Origin of the sequence: Sciscionella sediminilitoris, from assembly GCF_000737195.2 — a bacterium.
GTDB lineage: Bacteria > Actinomycetota > Actinomycetes > Mycobacteriales > Pseudonocardiaceae > Sciscionella > Sciscionella sediminilitoris.
The window spans coordinates 1-16912 of the sequence record NZ_JALM01000048.1 but is presented as its reverse complement, the minus strand read 5'-3'; the positions used below and the strand labels follow the sequence as shown (position 1 = coordinate 16912).

The following is a 16912-nucleotide window of genomic DNA, read 5'->3' as shown; positions in this document are numbered from 1 at the left end:
GTCTATTCCTTCTTTTCCTGTGGTTTCGGGTCTTCCCCGATCACCGGCGCAATGGTCGGGGGCAGTTCCCCGACAATCTCGTTACCGTTCTCCCGCGTGATCAGGAAGTCCTTGCGCTGGTGCTCCTTGTCCTCCTGCTTACCCCGCCCCGCACCGGACATCGGCATTCCACTCGACCCAGAACGCCCGGTCGCGCCGGTCGTGCCGCGACTGCCCGACGCGCTCGGTTCTTCGGTTAGACCGGCCCCGGAACGCGGTCCCGCACCCTTCGGTCCGCTACCGGCCGCACCCCGCCCACCAGGACCGGAACCGCTGCCGCTACGCGGGCCGGTGCCTTCCCCGAACCCGGCACCACGTGGACCGCTGCCGCTGCGCGGGGAACCGGTGGTGTTGTAGCCCCCGCCGTAGCCACCGAGGAACCCGCCACCACCGCCATACGAGCCGCCCTGATAACCCGCACCAGTCCCGGTTCCGGCGTACGGGCTCGTCCCCGCCCCGGTACCTGTACCGGGGCCGGTGTATCCCGGTTCGACCGGTGGTGCATACCCAGCGGTGTTCGTGCCCGCCGACGGCCCCGAACCGGCACCCACCGAGGGAGGCTGTGCGACCGCTCCCTGATTGTCGGGAGAAGCGTGTCCACCAGGCGGCGCGCTCCCGCCCCCGGTACCGCCGACATGCGGGGTGGGGCTGACGCGCGCGGACTGTCCACCCGATCCCGACGCGGACGCCACCGAGCCCGAGCCACTACCGCCACCGCCTGTGGACGGGGGCCGCACCGTGACCGGGTGTCCGCCTGTGGATTTCAGTTGCGGGTCCCCGACCCCGATTTTCCCGCCCTCGGCCTGCTGCGGGCCGTACTGTTTCGGCAGGTTCGACGTGTTGTAGTCCGTCGCGTTCGCCAGGTTCGTGTAGTGGTGCACGTTGTTGGCCCCGGCATCCGCCGATGCCTTGATCGCCTCGTTGTAGTTCGAGACGGCACTACCCGGAATCAGCCCACCCCCGAACGCGGCATCGCCCGCGAGCGCGAGATTTCCCAAACCGGTAGGCGCGGCGGGCATGGGAGGGACGGGTTTGATACGTGGGTGGACCTCATCGAAGGTCTGGGCCTGAGCGCGCGTCAGGTCTTGGGCGTGCTCGACTTTCGGGGCTGCCGTTTCGAATACCACCGCCAACGGCCCCAAACCCCGCGAGGCCGCCGAACCGGCCTTACCCTGAAAGCCGGACTCGACTTCGGCGGCGAGCTTGTGTACCTCGTCCTTGATCGCGTGGAACTCGCGGACAGCGGCAAACACCGCGTCTTTGCTGTTCAGCCACGACTCAGACCCGAGTTTCTGCTCTACCAGCCACTGGTAGATCTGCTGCCCATCCGCACCCGCCACGACTACCTCCCCCCACTCTTCGCCTGTTGAACAACCGCCTTTGCCACCGTTTCCGCGATTTTCTTCGCGTTTTCCAGGCTAGAAGTATCATTCGCCTGAATCAGAGCCATTTGATTGTCACTCAGACCCAGGTCAAGGTTATAGACGCCATTCTGTGATTCCTTGCCACCTTCAAAATGCAAGGCCGGATACCCATTAATGGTGGTTGGCTCGAACTTCTTGAACGTCTCCGGAATCAACGCCTTGTTCTGATACTGAGCCTTCAGTCCCTGCCCCAGAAGACCAATGCCGAGCGCTTTTCTGCCGGAGTTCCAGTTGCACATTCGAACGTTCTTCCCGTCGGCGCCTTTGACCTGGTCGGCTGGCTGGCCTGGCTTTGTGAACCCTAGGGAAGAAAGAGCGCCTGTCGGGACCATTCCGCATGGGTTCATGCGATATCGATCAACGGTCAAGGGAGTCTGTACGCGCGGGGCTCCGTAATCTTTAGGCGCGCTGCTTGTCGAGGCTGGCGGTGGGGTCGCGTCCGGGAAGGTGCTTCCGCAACCGGCAATGACCAGTGCGGCGATCGCGCTACCGGCGATTGCGATAGGTGCCCGCTTCACGCTTCGTCCCTTTTGAAGTTCCGCGCGTTCTCGTGTTCGTTACGCTCGTAATCGGCCTTCGCTTTCTTCATGCTGTCCACCCAGTCATCGGCAAACTGTGCTCCTCCGCCCATTTCATCGATGACGACTTGCAAAGAGTCCTTCCAAGCTTTGTTATACTCCCGGCTTTTCGGGTCGGGAGCTGCTGGCTTCGCAAGGCCCTGCGCGTACTCAAGATTCTGAGCGAGGCGCTTGATTCGTTCGGCGACGGCTTCGGCCCGAGTGATGTAGCCCTGCATCTGACTCGGTGAGTACATGTACCCGTCGTTGGGTCCCGGTGGCGCTACCGGGTCGGGTGGTAGGCCCGCGTTGTGCAGGTAGGCAGCGCGCTTGTACTGCTCTTCGGGGGTGCCGGGGTTGTTCGGGTCGAACCCTGCCGTGCCGCTGGGCAGCGTGCCGTGCTGGATCGCCTCTATCTGCTCGCCGAACGGGGTCAGCGGTGTCGCCCCTGGCGTACCGGGCAGTGGCAGCCCCTCGGGTTGGTCTTGCCCCGGCCCTGGTGTACTCATCGGCGCTCCCCTTCACGTCATGTCGAACCCGCAGCCCATCGTAGCCGTGCGACGCCACCATGTGCGCGGTATGACGCAACTCCACCGACACCCGGTTCCCAGCCAGGCGAGCATCACTCACATGGTCTAACCGCGATGAGTGAGTATGGCGCTGACCTGCCGAATCTCGGTATTGTCGCGGCACCCACGATTCCGGGGAGAGGGTGTCTGACGTGGCTGACTCTGCCGAGGATTGGCAGTTCGATGAGCAGGGCGTGCCCGAGTTCGTGAAGAACCTCCCGCCCGAGCAACGGCACGAAATCATGGACCTGGCGCGCCAGTCCCAAGCCCTGAATGCCGATTTGGCCGAATTGTTCGATTCGATGGCCGATAGTCACCTTGCCGCCTCGGATGGCAGTCAGGCGTGTACGGATCACACGACGAGCATGGCGTTGATGGCCGAAGCCGCCCGCGCCACACGGCGTGGCGAGTTCTCCCGCAGCCGCGAACTTCAGGAATCTGCGCAGCGCTACTACCGGCCCGATGTGCGCTACACGTTCACCGACCCGCAGCGTGACGACAAACCACAGCCGGACCAGTGATCAGCGGGTTTCCCCGCGTCCGAGCTCAATCACTGTGCCCTGTGGTGCCGCGTGATGCCCGGCGATCAGGTGTGCGGCTTCGGTGACGCACTGGTCGCACATGTAGGTCTCGTGATCGCCTGCCGAGATCATCAGGTGCCGGTATTCGGCGTAGGTGCCGCAGAATGAGCACGGGGCGCGGAAGCGCTTGTAGATCTTGCGCACGGACTCGGGTAGTCGTTCGGGGTTGTACCGGGTGCTGTCCGCGTGTTCCGGCCCGAACTCGGGGTGCTGATCATCGGGCGACATAGGTGCTGTCCGGTTGCGGGGCGGTTTGTTCGGAGTCTCGTTCGTGACGGCGGAGCCGGAACGGTTCGCAGACACCTTGCGCGCGTGCGGCACGGTTCACGGCTTCGCGCACGGCGGGGTCGAACCAGTCCCCCTTGATCGGCGCGCGGCTGGTGATCGCGCGCACCGTGGCCGCGCCGGTCCGTGGCCGGTGTCGTCCGCCATGGAGTGTGTGGCGTCCGGTCATGTCAGACTCCAGCCGGTGGTGGCGGCGGGAGGTTCGGCGCGACCGGCAGCGGCACGGCGACCAGGCACGCGAAACACGGGAAACTCTTGTTCGCGCTGTCCAGGTAGTCGACATCCGCGCGGGCGAGCTCTGCACCGCAATAGGCCGTGAGGGTGTCGCTTTCGGGTATGGCCGCGTCGGGGGCCGGGACGACGTGCACGACACGTTCACGTTCACCGACAACGCCTTGCCGCAGGCGAACAAACATGACATAGGTGTCATACGGATTCATCACAGAGGTTTCCTTGCCAAGGGGTGGAACCCAGCGGGAACGGGGAGGGTAGGGACGTGGACACATCCCGTTCCCGCCGGGGGCTTGCGGGTCCCCGGTCACCGTGAATCAAGCGGTCGCCGCTCCGGTACCGGGGTGTCGAGGTCCATTGGACCTGTCCGGCAATGGTCAGCCCAGGGCGAAAAGGTCGAAATTTCCCGGCAGAAATGTCGCACTAAAGGGTTTGAACTGGGGAAACCTGGTACCGTCTAGTAATGGCTGTCGCACATCGGCGCGCGTTCGCCACGGCCCGCAAGGCCGCTGGGCATACCCAGGAAAGCCTTGCCGGAATGCTGCACATCGACCGTTCGACGGTGATCCGGTGGGAGGCGGGGGAAACCACGCCAGTGGCGTACCTGTGGCCGAAACTCGCTCACTCGCTCGGGGTCTCGCACGAGCGGTTACAAGACTTGCTTGCTGCGCCACGTCGTGATGAGGGACCACTGTCCGGCGTGGCGTCGGTGTGCGCGTGGATCGATACCCAAACTGGGTGGAAAGCTGGTACGGCGCGGGGAAAGGTCGCGGATCGATGGTCGCGGCTGGACGTGACCACGGTGTACGAACGCAGCGCACATCGAACGGGAACCAGTCGCGAGGCCGTGGTGCGGATACTCGCCGAGTACTATGGTGCCGACGCGCTCTACCGGGCCAGTTTCGGTGGAAAGAATATCGTGACCACGATCGCGACGCGACCGGAATGGCTCAATGGAGCGCCAACCACGGCGCAGTACGAGGCGACAGGCGATGCTCGCCGTGTCTCGCTGGATGGCACGGCGGCACGCGCGGCCGTTGAACGGCTGGCCGAGGGGCTTGTGCTCGACATCCGGTTCACCGATGCACAGATCTACCGCCTACTCGGGATCGAGGATGAAGCGGTGTTCGGCCCCGCCCGCTTCGCTGAATACGCCGTTACCAGTGATCTGCTTGAGGCTGAGCTCGCGGATTCCCTGGCACGCAACGGAAAGATGCCACTACGCGACCGTTGGCTACCAGACCTGGCAAGTGTGTTCGATCTGCCCGGGCGTCTGTGCGCAGGCGGTGTGGCCACCTTGTGCGCGTTCGCCCGCCCCGCCGATGCGCGCCGCCCCGAGCCCGACTATGCCCTTGTTGTCCAGAAGCGTTCCGGACGTGTGCTCAACGCGACCGGAAAGCTTGCGGTGGTCCCGAAAGGTTTCCATCAGCCGATGACCGATCCGCGGGCAGACGTCGCGATCGAAGAGACGGTACGCCGCGAGCTCGAAGAAGAACTGTTCGCACGCACCGACGTGGACAACACACTCGGCGAAACCCGCGCGGCCGACCCCATGCACCCGTCCCGCCTCTCCGCCCCCATGCGGTGGCTGACCGAACATGACGCCCTGCGCATCGAACACACAGGCGTCGGCATCAACCTCGTCAGCGGCAACTATGAGTTCGCCACCCTCGCCGTGGTTGACGATCCGACGTTCTGGACCCGATACGGCGGGGCCATCGAAGCCAACTGGGAAGCCGACGGCCTCCAGCTCCATTCGACCTGTAACCGCGCCGCCCTCGCCGAGCTGGTCGCGGACGAGTCATGGAGCAACGAAGGGCTTTTCGCCCTGCTGCAAGGCGTTCAACATCTCAGTGGCAGAAACAGAACCTGTGTGCGCGAGACGCCAAGATCACGCCGATCGCCAGTTGACAACGAGCTTGGTATCCGTACCAGCGGCCAATCGGAGAACACGGCTGCTGCCGAACCTGAGCTCAATCCGCACGGCGCTTCGTAAAACGGCGGTGTTTGCTCGCCATGTGGCGCACCACGGCAGCTTCTACTTCTTCGTGTGCCTCGCGCATACGTGAGGTACGACGCTCCGAGAAGTAAGCATCTGGGTCATCGAGCAGTTCATCCACGGCTTTCGCAACATCTGGGTCGGCGCTGGGAACCTTGTGTAGTTGGTAACGCTCGGTCATGTGCCTCACCCATCTCCCCGACTCGTGCTCTTAACCAGTGTAGGCCCATCAAGCCTCTCGGTCACTCACCTATTTGACTCGCCGGATACTCCGTATGTCGGATGCGCGTCGGGACCTATCCAGTACGGTCAGTGCTTGTGTTTCGCGGACTGTATCTCCTGCGTTGGTGGGTGGGACCGCTAGTCGCGGGCGGTTTTGCTGCTGCGGCTTATGTGGTTCAAGTGGAGCTCAGTGAGCGGCTTCCGGGCTGGGCACACTGGACGCTGCTCGGTATAGGAGCCCTCGCAACCGTGCTGGCCTTAGTGTTCCCGGCCCGGACAGCAAGGAAGGAAACGATCCATCGGCAGGCAGCCATGCAGGTCGCGGACGAACAGGTAGCACGGTACCGAACAGGTCTGCACGACGTACTGCTGCCATTAAGTGAACTCCTCGACCGAGTAATCAGCGCGAAGCGAGCGTCCGATCGCAAAGCGGCGCAAAACCGGCTTACGCAAGCGGTGGTCGACCTCGCTGCAAGGCATTTGGGGCAGGAACGAACTCGTGCGTGCTACTTCGAATTGGAGCATGGCCCCCCTCGTCGTCTCATCTGTCATGGTATTTACTCTGGTCGTGATCGCGGTCCCGTCACTGTCTTCGATGAAACTACCGACGATGGGTCACACGTGTTCGCGAATATCATCGACCAACTGAGCTCGGAGTTTCAGCCTGCGGTTCCGAGCCTCGATGCGCTTGCTCATAGAGACGCGCGTCCATATCAGACCTACATAGCCTGCGCAGTTTCATCAGGTGAGGCAGCGAGTGGAATGCTCACCGTGGATGCACCTGAGAAAGGGGACCTAGCCGATCAAGACGAGGCGTTCATTCGCTTATTAGCTCAAGTCCTTGGCACCGCGCTCGCCGTCCATTGAACTATTTGAGCCCCCATGCACCGGGAGAGAAAAGTGCCGTAAGTCATTCTTTGAGGCGATGTACCTGGGAGGCCAGGCCACTCTCATATACTCGAACCGGCCCCAGCGCAAAGTAACGTGTCCAGATAGCCCAAATCTGTCGCCAATATGGGTCATGTGGAAGCAAAGACTGGACAGGAAGACCACAGCGCTCTGCTTCGGCTGCTCCAATGACAGCGGTATGAGAACGGGGGCCGTCAATGAGAAGACTTTTGATCTGCTCAACTAACTCGTTCACTTGCTCCGGTGTACGGTCTGGGTTGCCTTCGATCGCTTGTCGGGCCATCTCCCCAGTACGTGCAAGCGCGGACCGCGCGTACTGGACGGCAGTCGAGTCAATGCCGCCTAGCAGCGCGGCATGAAGGGGATAGGTGTCGGATCGTCGTGACACGTCATCCAGTGCCTCCTCCACAGCCTGAACAAGATCCTTAGCGCCTACAAATCCTCTCCCCCGTACCGATACCTGAGGGTCGATCGGGCCCAAATCCGAGCTTGGTCCCATCACGATTCGATGGGCAGCCAGGGCCATGATCGTGGCTGCGCTCTTGGCGTCTTCAGGAACGACTACGGTGAAATCGCGGCACGCAGCTTGCGCCATACGGCCTAACCGAACTGCAGTTTCTCCGTCACCGCCAGGTGAACACAACATGAGATGTAGGTCTTGTGACTCTTCAACGTCGTGCAGCAACTCCGCAAAGTAGGTCACGCTCTCCAGGGTGATCTCGTCGATCATCACCACTAGACGACAGTGGTGAACATCTTCGTACTGCCGGATTAGGCTTCGACGTTGGTAACGATCCTCGTGTTGTGCTTCAAACAGTGGCGTATACCTGAAGCCCTTGACTATCGACGGTTCCCCTTCTTCGACTCGGGGGTCGAACGGCGTGGGTGCGGCTGCGTCTTTGCCTTCCCCATCTCCCATGCTGCGATCGCTACCTTTCGTTTGTGTTCCCAGTCGTCCTTGCTCCCCGATCCAGGCATCGGGAGCGCTGGCTGATCCTCCTGCTCGGACGCTCCTGTCATGCTTTCACCTCCTCGTGCATGATGCTCTGTGCTTATTATGAAGCGCCTCTCTGACAGTTTCGGGGCGAGGCAGATATGCCGCAACTCACACGCTCAGACGTCGCAGCGCCGATAGCTATCTGTAGCCAAGTGAAGAAGCATCTGGCTCGGGGCCCCCGAGCCAGATGCCTCAATCGACAGGTGAGCTTAGTGAGCCTTCACGCTGGGCTGCGTTCACCGGATGGCCATCGGACCGTCATGATGGTGGTGTCTTCGAGGGCTTCCCAGGAGTGGTCGATGCCCGGTCCCCACAGTACGTAGTCGCCTTGTTCGGTGAGGGTGACGCTTTGGGTGGTGAGGTCGAGGCGGAAGTGGCCGGAGATGAGCAGGAGGAGGGTGGTGCGCTGGTCGTCGGTGGTCCACTCGGCGCGCTTGTCGCCCGCAGGGTGGTTGAACCACTTGACCTCTACGTCTGTGGAGTGGCGAACGCCTTCGGCCGGGTCGATGAAGTGGCCGAGAATCCAGCCGCGCGTATCCTGCCCATCCTTCGCGGCGTTGCCGCTGTGCCAGTTGGCACCGGTCACCATAGCTCCCATTCGATCGCCGGTATGTCGACTCGTTCACCGCCGATTTGCGCGAGTCTGCGCAGGCCTTGCAGGTAGGCGAAGAGTCCTTCGTTGCTCCACGCTATATCACTGGCCAGGTCGGTGAGGTGGTCGCGGTCGAGAGTGGAGACCTGCCGGAGCCCGGATGCTTCCCAGTTCGCTTCGAGCTGGCCGCCGTATCGGTTCCAGAAGTCCTCGTCATCGATGATGATCAATCCGGGGAACTCGTAGTTGCCGCTGATCAGGTTGTACCCGAACCCGGTGCATTCGAGTCGCACCGCGCTGGACTCGGTGAGCCAACGCATGGGTTCAGACAGCCGCGAGGGATGCATGGGATCGGCATGCCGGTCCTGCGTGACGGTGTTGTCGATGTCATCGCGGCCGAATAGTTCTTCTTCCATCTCGCGTAGCAGGGTCGCACCGAGACGAGCATCGGAACGGTAATCGGTCAGGGGCTGGTGAAAGCCTTTCGGGATCACTGCGAGGCGGCGTGCGGCGTTGAGGACTCGGCCCGAGCGTTCCTGGATGAGTAGTACGTAGTCGGCTGCCGGTCGAAGCAGTGTCGCGGGGCGTGCGATGGCGCACAGGGCCAGGGCACCGCCCACGCAGAGCCGATTGGTCGTGTCGAGCACGTTCGCGAGCTCGGGTAGATAGCGGTCTCGAAGAGGGAGCGAGCCGGGCTGTGTACGGCGCCCTTCCGCGATCGCGTCCACGATCTCGGCTTCGAGAAGGTCCATGGTCAGTGCGTAGTGCCCGAACCGGTCTATGCCGAACCGGCCCGCCAGAGTGCCCGGTTGGACGTTGTGCTGGTCGAGCCGGTAGAGCGGCATGTCAACCAGTTGCACATCGGTGGCGAGCACTCCGGCCAACCGTGTTACCGCTTGTTCGGCGGCTGCCTCGTCCATGATGAGGTCCGGACCGGAGCCGGTCGACGCGGCAAACCGGTCGGCCGCGCCGAGCAGTGGCGCGGCAAGGTCGAGCCATGGAGCGCTGGTCAGAATGGATGTCACGGCTTGGTGTTCGCCGCACCATGCGCCATAGCGACCGTAACCGTTCGGCGGGTTGCCGTAGAAGCGAGCCAGCGCCCATGCCAGCGCCGACTGTTCGACTCGCGCGCGGTGTCGTCCCCGGTAGGTAAGGGCTTGGGGATCGATCTCGGCCAGACGCACGGCGACCCGAGCGCGCGCGGTTCCGGTCGGCCAGCGCACCGCCCGGTCGAGCCATTCCAGAACATCCGCCAGCTCGGCATCGAGCGCGCGACCTGTCCCGGTCGCGCCGGCACCACCTGCCGGCCCTGTCTGCCCGGTGGACTTGGTGAACGCATCCCGAACGCTGGGCTTGGCATCTTCGAGCGCGTTGTCCAGGGCTTCCTGGATTTTCGAATTGGGCACTATATGGGGCTTCTTGTGCCAATCGTTGACCGTGCGCAGACCGACCTTGAGGTGTTCGGCGAACCTGCTATTGCTCAGCTTCAGCGCTTCTTGCAGCTGCGTCGCTGTACGGGCCGTCCACTTCTCGCTATTCACGAGCGCCGCCGGTTTCCAAGCCAACCCCGATTTCCGCGCTGATCCGCACTAGTTCCGCATCGGAACCGCCGAAGATTCTCGGTTGAATCAATGGCATGGAAAACGTCAACCGAACCGGCCGGGCCGCGCCGCTAGTCATCGGCCCTCACGCGTTTGACCACAGTCGAAACGTCGGACTGGAGGCTGTCGAGCCGTTCGACAACCTGGTCGAGCTGGATCTGCATCGCATCCAACCTCGCCGAGAGCGTCGTTGCCTCATCGGTGCCCGGATCGTCAACGGCCGGAGGATTCTCGTTGCGCAGCACGGCAAGCAAGTGCCGCGGATGCCACCCGAGAGCAGCCGACAGCGACTCCAGGGTCCGGTCGCTGCGGTGACGCTCAACCGTGTGGTGCTGGATCTCGCGCACCGTCGCCTGCGAGACGCGGGAGCGCTCGGCGAGCTCGCGCTGCCGCCACCCCAGCTCGTCAACGCGCGCTCTTATGGCCCGCGCGACCGCCGCCCAGTCTTCCGACACGCATCCCTCCGTGCTCCGCCTACGCGCCGAGATTAGCGGGAAATGCTTGAAATGTGTCGCCAATAGGGCCGCGTTTTGCGCCACACGGGACACCTCTCGCGCAATTAGCGCTGAAATAAACATTATAGTCTTGAAATAAGCTCTTCTTGTTCAAAGGAATTCTTCCATGGGCACTCCTATGTCTTCTTCAAGTTCTCGGACTTACACGATTCGCCAAGCCGCATGGCTGCTCGGGATCGATATCAACACCACGTGCCACGCGGTGCGATGCGGTTCCATTCGAACTGTGCGACGGCGTTCGCGCCTGGTCATCCCCGCTCACGAGATCACCCGCGTGCTGAGTGGGGGTGGTCGATGATGGAGCACCAGGACAGGTTGCGCAGTATCGCGGATCGGTTGGACCGGTTCGCGGAGGTGGAAACGGACAAGCTCGCTGAGGTGGTGGGGGCTGAGGGTGCGTGCATGGTCGCGATGACCGAGCCCGAGCCGCCCGTGTTGACCGGCGAGGCGGTGACTGATCGGAACCTTGCCGAGCGGGTGTGTTCGGGATGCCAGTTCCAGACGGCCTGTCTTGAGCTGGAATTGCGCTGGTCAGGCCCCTACCAGGTGGGTGTGTTCGGTGCGTTGCCGGATGAGGATCGGCGGGACCTGTATCCGATCTGGCGGGCACGCCGCGCGGAGCAGTGGGGCGGTGATCGGTGATGGTGATCAGTCTGTCTCCGCTGGAGATCCTGGTCGGGCTCGGTGTGCTGGTCGTGGTGGTGTTGGTGTGGCGCTCCAGTGTCCGCCGCGCGAAACGGATCGCTACGGCGGCGCGGGAGAGCGCGAAGCTGGCCACCTTGTCGGGCCGGGTCGCGCTTGCCGGGGCCGTGTTCGGCGGGGTCCAGTGGGTGTTGATCGCGTACTCGGCGAACACCTATCTCTTGGTTGGCGCGCTGGGTATTCCTGACCTGTTGGCGGGGTTGGTGTTGGCGCGGGCGTTGACCGTGACCACTGTCGACGGCGCGTCTGGCTCCCGTGGTCGTCGGGGTGGTGGTCGCCGATGAGCAGCGAGCGTGTGGAGCAGGTTCGGCGGCAAGTGGATCGGCTGTGCTGGGCAGGTATTGGGCTCGGTTTGGCGTTCACGATGACCAACGTGCAGCAGTTCGCCGCGAACGGTGCTGCACTGTGGTCGCTGGGTTGGTTCGCGGCGTGGCTGCTCGATCCGATGGTGTCGCTGGTGCTGCTGGCCGTGCTGCGTGCTGAGCAGACCACCGCGCGCTATCGGATCGGGATGGGCGGCTGGGTTCGGGTGGCGAAGTGGTTCACGCTCGCCGCGACGTATGTCATGAACACCTGGGCCGCCTATGCGTCCGGGAGTGCGGCGCGGGTGGTGCTGCACTCGGTCCCACCGCTGGTGGTGTTCGTCGCCGCCGAAGCGGTCACGGTGTTGCGCGACAAGCTCACCGAAGCCGCCACCAGCGAAGAACCACGGGTGGTCGAGGCGGTGAACGCCGTGCCGGTCGTGAACGGCAGGCGTTCGCGACGTAGCTTCGCCGACTACCTCGCCGTCGCCGAAGCCGCCTGGACACCGGAAGTCGAAGTGACCCCGGCCTGGGTGCGGGAAGTGACCGGATGCTCGCGCGGTCTGTCCTCACGGCTGGCCGCCGAGCTGCGGGAGCGCGCCACCACCACTGCGAAGGGGGTGCGTTCATGAACCCCCACGAGCACAACCAGAACAGCCCGAACAGCCACGAGGGCACCGAGCTGGAAGTGAAGGTGTTCGACGGCGAACTGGTCACCGGACAGCACGAACCTGACCAGGTTGTCGCGCGGGCGCGGGTGGCGGGGTGGTCTCGGGTGCCGATCGAGTGCACGGCGCGCATCATCGGGCGAGTGCGCGAGTCCGACCGATACGCGCGCGTGCGCTCGGTACTCGGCTACCGGCTCCGAAAAGCACCGGTCGATGTGGCGCGGCTGGTGTGGTTCCTGCTGCGCGGTCACGGCCGGTGGATCAGGAAAGCCTGGACGTGGGTCACGCATGCCGATCTGCGCGCCGACGCCCGAGCCGCACGGCTCTCCGGTGATCCCGAAGCACGCCGCGAGGCACAGGAGACGATTCGAGCGGACGCCCGTGCACGCTGGGCGAAACTCGGCATCGTCCTACGGCGCACCGTGATCAGCACCGCTGCCGGTGTGACGCTGCTCGTGGTTCTCGCACTGTTGAACAAGATCGTGGACCGGGCCGACATGCCCGCCTGGCTCGCCACCATCTACGACATCCGCGACATCCTCGGCACCGTGCTGGCGACCATGGCCCGCTATCTGGTGATCCTCGGCCCGATCGGCTGGGCCGTCGCCGCGATCTGGGAAGGACGCGACCGCACACCCGGTGCGGGATGGCTGACCCAACCAGACCGAGACGACGCGGACTCGTGGGTGGACGAACGCATGATCTCCCGCGCACTCGCACATCTGGGTGTGGCCCCGCTGAACGCGTTCTTCAAAAACGGTGGCGAACTCGTATACCTGACCCCGCCGCGTATGGATGGAGACGGAACCTTCGCCCGGGTGCGGCTGCCGCTCGGTGCCACGGCCGACATGGTCGCCGACCGGCGATCAACCCTGGCCGCGAATTTGGGGCGGGCGTCGTTGGAGACGTGGCCGACCAAGGCCGACGAAGACGGCGTCTTGGATCTCTGGATCGCCGACAAAGGCAAACTCGGCGGCGGCGCGGGCGACTGGCCGCTGTTGTGGGACGGCGCGGTGGATGTGTTCGAGGGTGTCCCGTTTGGACTGACTCAGCGCGGCCTGATCATCAACGCACCGCTTTTGGAGTCCAACTATCTGATCGGTGGCCGCCCTGGACAGGGCAAAACCTCAGCGATGCGCACCTTGTTGTTGGGTGCCTGCCTTGATCCCACGGTGGAGTTGCGGGTGTTCGTGATGGGAGAAAGCCCCGACTTCGCACCCCTGGCACCCCGGTTATCGCAATACAGGATGGGCATGGACGATCAGGTTGCCGCCGACGCGGTGACCGCGCTAGCCGCACTACTGGACGAGATGGAGCGACGCGGGCAAACCCTGTCGGCACAACCGGGGCAGCCACCGAAAGTGTCGCGCAAACTCGCTGACCGTAAGAGTCTCGGGTTGCATCCGCTGATTCTCGCGATTGATGAGTGTCACGAACTGTTCCAGCACCGCAAGTATGGGAAGCAGGCCGAAGAACTGGCGGTGCGGTTGATCAAGCGGGGCCGCAAGTACGGCATCATCCTGATTCTCGCGACGCAGTCGCCCACAAAGGACAGTATTCCGAAAGAGGTCACGCGGAACGTGTCGTGTGGGGTGGCGTTCGCGGTGTCGGATCACATCGCCAACGACGGCCTCCTCGGTGCCGGGCGGTATCGGGCGGGTATTCGGGCTACCGAGCTGCGCATGAAAGCCGATCGGGGCACCTGCGTCGCGGTCGGGGTCACCGACGCCCCGTGGGAACTCGTCCGGACGTTCTATGTGCCGTTCGAGGACGGCACCGACCTCGTCACCCCGGTGGTTGCGCGCGCTCTCGGGTTGATCACCGAGGCGGGCCGCGAGCTGATCACCGCACCCGAGGCACACGAGGACGAGACGGCGCGGGTTGATCACCTGGCCGATATCGCGCACGTGCTCGACGGCGAGGCCCAGGTACGGACTCAGGTCGTGCTCTCTCGGCTGTCCGCGCACAACCCGGACGAGTACGAGTCATGGACCGCGCGGGACCTGCGCGCCGCGCTACTCGAACACGGGCAGCGTCCCCGCAAGCTACACGGCGGACAGATGCACGTGGTCGCTACCGACGTGACCCGAGCCCTCGCCGACCGCGCCCACCACACCGAAACCAACACCCAACCAGACAGGGCAAAAGGCGGGGAGGAAGCCGGGGAATCACCGGGGAAGCGGGGAGTTTTCCCCGCCACCTCCCCGCACCATCCTCCCCAAACTGACCAGGCAAAACAGCCAGCGGGGAGGCGGGGAAGCACCAACCGCGGAACACCGGAAACCCCCCAAAAATGGGGTTCGACACCACCACCCGGTGCCTCCCTCCCCGCCGAAAACAACGACCGTCTTGGGGGCGCTGATGGCCCCTAGACGCACCACCCCAACCGGCACCCACAAGACCAGCAAACGATGCGAAAAGCGAGGAAACCATGACTACCACGACACCGGAGACGCAAGCACCCTGGACACCGACAACGCGAACGACTCGGCTGACACGGACTCGGACGGTTCGGCCGACGATGTGGCCGAGCACGCGGTGTCGGGGTCCCGACCAGGGACCCCCGCGCGCGGTGCGCAGCCCACTATAGCGCGGTCGGGCAGTCGTCGGTCACCGTCCCCGCTTCCGAGTGGTTCGCGAGGGGAGGTGATACCAGCCAGTCCCCGGCGCGACGACGGTCCAGGCTATACGTACCGGATGGAGTTGAATCCGGTACCGGGGCAGCCGTTGACCGAGCAGCAGCGGAAATGGATACGTGAATCGGTGCAAGCCTTACCGGCACCGACCGAGGAGGAGATTCAGGGATGGTGCGACATCATTGTCAACGCCCGCGCCCGCCGCGAGGAGAAGAGGCGGCGCGAAGAGTCTTCCCGTCCCAATCGAACCGATTAACAGAGTGGTCTCGGGCCTGTTTCTGCGGATGCAGGGCCAGACGCGGGAAAGCGCGGCGCACCATGGAACGCATGGCGTCCAGGTCGCCCTGTTCGGCGGCACGGTCCCACTCGGCGATAACGTCGCCGGTGGCCGTGCCGCCGCTCTCGTTCTGGTCGTCCAATTCGGCCAGCTCTGTCTTGATCTCGTCTATCCGCGCCAGGATGGGTGTCATCGCCTTGTCGACCCGCTCGGTGCCCCACTTAGCGGTCTTCTGCGAGAGGCTGTCTGCGTCCTCGTTCAACCGCTGCATTTCTGCGTTCAGTTTCTCCCGCTTCTTCGAGGTGCGCGCGACCCGTTTGGCGACCTGTTCGGCGCGCTGCGGATCGGCAAGGCGTGCCTTGGTCGCATCGGCAACGGCTTCGTCGGCGATCTTGCCGTCGATGTAGCACTGTCCGCAGGCATCCGGTCGATCCACGACCCGCAGACACCTGTACTCGTATTTCTTCGTGCCATCCGGGTATGGGGGAAGCGCACGTCGATACATGCCCACCATCGGTAGACCACACCCGGCACACCGCACCAGTCCGGCCAACAGGTGCACCCGCCCGGCCGGGCGTCCCCGTCGTCGTGCCTCGAAGATCGCGCAGAGTCGTTCCCACTCCTGCCGGGACACAATCGGGGTCACGTCTTTTTGCTCACCAATGATCTCGCCGTTGTGCGCGCGCAACCCCGCGACCACCGGGCGACGCAACGTGTTCACCAAAGTGGTTCGCTGCCACCGGTAGCCTTTCAAGGTACGTAGACCGCGCTCGTTCAAGTCCTGCACCACTGCGGACACGGTCTCCCCGGCCAGCAAACGCCGGTAGCACTCACGAATAACTTCCCGCTCGGCTTCCACCTGTTCATCGGGGACCCACTCGCGGGGGTCTCCGGGCTCCCACCCCTCGGGCACGGGGGCCATTCCCGGTATTCCGTAGCCGCGCAGACCACCGGGGCGGCGTCCGCGTCGTGCTCCGCGTAGGTGGCCGCGCTTGACGCGTTCGCTGATCTTGTCCGACTCCCCAGCCGCAGCGACCATGGCCTCACGGAAATGCCGCCGCCCATCAGCGGTAGTCAAGTCATAGACACCCGAGAGTGACCACACCAGGACACCGCGCGCCGCGAGGTCGATGAGCCGTTCGCCTTCCATCACCTTGCGGGAAAAACGCGTCAAGTCCAGGACCATCACGCCATCGGATTCCCCAGCCTCCAGACGGGTCATCAACCGATTCCAGTCCGGGCGCACCACCTTCGGATCCCACGCCGACAGCGAGTTGTCCTTAAACACCTCACCCACCGAGCCGCCGCGCTCGTGTACCTCCTCGGTGCACCACTCGACTTGATCATCAACGTTGATCGTGTCCCCGCCCTCGGCGAAACTCAACCGCGCATACACGTCCAGCACCGGGCTATCCTGGGACTTCGCGCCTTTACCCATACCCAGATGTTACTAAATCAACCCTCCAATGGTGGTGGGCGCACAGGAGCACCATGTTTTCTTCGGTGGTGAGTCCGCCGTTGGCGTGGTGCTGAATGTGGTGGGCTTGGGTGAGTGCTGGCTGGTGATCGCAGTCGGGGTGGGCACACCCTTGGTCGCGGGCGATGAGTCTGCGGCGGAGTTTGGGTGGTGCGGTGCGGTCCCGGCAGCCCATGTCCAGTACTTCGCCGTCTGATCCGAGGACTGTTGGGATGATTCCCGCGTCGCAGGCGATTCTGCGTAGTTGGGTGGCGGGGATGGTGCTGCCGTCCATGGTGGTGGCCTGGCCGATACCGTCGCGCAGGGCTTGTTCGGTCATGGTGACCATG

General features: G+C 63.9%; 21 protein-coding genes. 8 read left to right on the top strand and 13 right to left on the bottom strand.

What is annotated here, in order from left to right:
* Positions 1-2: 2 nt before the first annotated feature.
* Positions 3-1058, bottom strand: coding sequence for a hypothetical protein (locus AD72_RS20140; protein WP_156365287.1), 1056 nt, complete (start codon positions 1056-1058; stop codon positions 3-5).
* A 24-nt stretch (positions 1059-1082) separates the two neighbouring features.
* Here AD72_RS20140 and AD72_RS36705 point away from each other — a divergent pair, with 24 nt between their 5' ends.
* Positions 1083-1409, top strand: coding sequence for a hypothetical protein (locus AD72_RS36705; protein WP_156365286.1), 327 nt, complete (start codon positions 1083-1085; stop codon positions 1407-1409).
* Here the strand turns inward: AD72_RS36705 and AD72_RS35825 are convergent.
* Together AD72_RS35825 and AD72_RS36700 are read right to left on the bottom strand one after the other, a co-directional pair.
* Positions 1382-1981, bottom strand: a complete 600-nt coding sequence (locus AD72_RS35825; protein ID WP_082469052.1) for a DUF3558 family protein — start codon at positions 1979-1981, stop codon at positions 1382-1384. The genes AD72_RS36705 and AD72_RS35825 overlap by 28 nt on opposite strands.
* A complete protein-coding gene (locus AD72_RS36700) occupies positions 1978-2529 on the bottom strand; it encodes a hypothetical protein (RefSeq protein ID WP_156365285.1) in 552 nt (183 codons plus the stop codon). Before AD72_RS36700 ends, AD72_RS35825 begins: the two co-directional genes overlap by 4 nt.
* A gap of 212 nt (positions 2530-2741) precedes the next feature.
* On the opposite strand from AD72_RS36700, the gene AD72_RS20130 reads away from it, so the two are divergent.
* Positions 2742-3110: a hypothetical protein gene (locus AD72_RS20130; protein WP_156365284.1), complete on the top strand. Its 369-nt coding sequence runs from the start codon at positions 2742-2744 to the stop codon at positions 3108-3110.
* On the opposite strand, the gene AD72_RS20125 is transcribed toward AD72_RS20130, so the two are convergent.
* Genes AD72_RS20125 through AD72_RS20115 form a run of 3 tightly spaced genes read right to left on the bottom strand, consistent with a single transcriptional unit; the run spans position 3111 to position 3895 of the window.
* Positions 3111-3398 (bottom strand): ClpX C4-type zinc finger protein, encoded by a 288-nt coding sequence (locus tag AD72_RS20125; protein WP_031468082.1) that lies wholly within the window; start codon positions 3396-3398, stop codon positions 3111-3113.
* The gene (locus AD72_RS20120) at positions 3385-3624 is read right to left on the bottom strand and encodes a hypothetical protein (protein ID WP_031468081.1); all 240 of its coding nucleotides are present in this window, start codon (positions 3622-3624) and stop codon (positions 3385-3387) included. Before AD72_RS20120 ends, AD72_RS20125 begins: the two co-directional genes overlap by 14 nt.
* Before the next feature lies 1 nt (position 3625).
* Positions 3626-3895, bottom strand: coding sequence for a hypothetical protein (locus AD72_RS20115; protein WP_051898811.1), 270 nt, complete (start codon positions 3893-3895; stop codon positions 3626-3628).
* Between the two features lie 254 nt (positions 3896-4149).
* On the opposite strand from AD72_RS20115, the gene AD72_RS20110 reads away from it, so the two are divergent.
* On the top strand, positions 4150-5682 hold the full coding sequence (locus AD72_RS20110) for a helix-turn-helix transcriptional regulator (protein WP_231644907.1): 1533 nt from the start codon (positions 4150-4152) through the stop codon (positions 5680-5682).
* Here AD72_RS20110 and AD72_RS36695 read toward each other — a convergent pair.
* Positions 5660-5866, bottom strand: a complete 207-nt coding sequence (locus AD72_RS36695) for a hypothetical protein (protein ID WP_156365283.1) — start codon at positions 5864-5866, stop codon at positions 5660-5662. The genes AD72_RS20110 and AD72_RS36695 overlap by 23 nt on opposite strands.
* A 221-nt stretch (positions 5867-6087) precedes the next feature.
* Here AD72_RS36695 and AD72_RS36690 point away from each other — a divergent pair, with 221 nt between their 5' ends.
* On the top strand, positions 6088-6774 hold the full coding sequence (locus AD72_RS36690) for a hypothetical protein (protein WP_156365282.1): 687 nt from the start codon (positions 6088-6090) through the stop codon (positions 6772-6774).
* A 43-nt stretch (positions 6775-6817) separates the two neighbouring features.
* Here AD72_RS36690 and AD72_RS35820 read toward each other — a convergent pair whose 3' ends face one another.
* The 4 genes from AD72_RS35820 to AD72_RS20095 form a co-directional block, all read right to left on the bottom strand.
* Positions 6818-7546, bottom strand: coding sequence for an SDH family Clp fold serine proteinase (locus tag AD72_RS35820; protein ID WP_231644906.1), 729 nt, complete (start codon positions 7544-7546; stop codon positions 6818-6820).
* 487 nt (positions 7547-8033) lie between these two features.
* Positions 8034-8402, bottom strand: a complete 369-nt coding sequence (locus AD72_RS20105; protein WP_031468078.1) for a hypothetical protein — start codon at positions 8400-8402, stop codon at positions 8034-8036.
* A complete protein-coding gene (locus AD72_RS20100) occupies positions 8396-9946 on the bottom strand; it encodes a hypothetical protein (RefSeq protein ID WP_031468077.1) in 1551 nt (516 codons plus the stop codon). Before AD72_RS20100 ends, AD72_RS20105 begins: the two co-directional genes overlap by 7 nt.
* Positions 9947-10077: 131 nt before the next feature.
* The gene (locus tag AD72_RS20095; protein WP_031468076.1) at positions 10078-10461 is read right to left on the bottom strand and encodes a helix-turn-helix domain-containing protein; all 384 of its coding nucleotides are present in this window, start codon (positions 10459-10461) and stop codon (positions 10078-10080) included.
* A gap of 354 nt (positions 10462-10815) precedes the next feature.
* On the opposite strand from AD72_RS20095, the gene AD72_RS20090 reads away from it, so the two are divergent.
* The 4 genes from AD72_RS20090 to AD72_RS20075 are packed head-to-tail and all read left to right on the top strand — an operon-like array spanning position 10816 to position 14565.
* Complete coding sequence (locus AD72_RS20090; RefSeq protein ID WP_051898810.1) at positions 10816-11163, top strand: WhiB family transcriptional regulator; 348 nt, start codon at positions 10816-10818, stop codon at positions 11161-11163.
* Positions 11163-11507, top strand: coding sequence for a hypothetical protein (locus AD72_RS20085; RefSeq protein ID WP_031468074.1), 345 nt, complete (start codon positions 11163-11165; stop codon positions 11505-11507). Before AD72_RS20090 ends, AD72_RS20085 begins: the two co-directional genes overlap by 1 nt.
* Positions 11504-12157, top strand: a complete 654-nt coding sequence (locus AD72_RS20080) for a hypothetical protein (protein WP_031468073.1) — start codon at positions 11504-11506, stop codon at positions 12155-12157. The genes AD72_RS20085 and AD72_RS20080 overlap by 4 nt, the downstream gene beginning before the upstream one ends.
* Positions 12154-14565 (top strand): FtsK/SpoIIIE domain-containing protein, encoded by a 2412-nt coding sequence (locus tag AD72_RS20075; protein ID WP_082469050.1) that lies wholly within the window; start codon positions 12154-12156, stop codon positions 14563-14565. Before AD72_RS20080 ends, AD72_RS20075 begins: the two co-directional genes overlap by 4 nt.
* Positions 14566-15014: 449 nt before the next feature.
* Here the strand turns inward: AD72_RS20075 and AD72_RS20070 are convergent, their stop codons facing one another.
* Positions 15015-16544: a recombinase family protein gene (locus AD72_RS20070; RefSeq protein ID WP_082469049.1), complete on the bottom strand. Its 1530-nt coding sequence runs from the start codon at positions 16542-16544 to the stop codon at positions 15015-15017.
* The coding region (locus AD72_RS35810; protein ID WP_156365281.1) for an HNH endonuclease signature motif containing protein at positions 16537-16912 on the bottom strand (376 nt) is incomplete at its 5' end. The genes AD72_RS35810 and AD72_RS20070, both read right to left, overlap by 8 nt.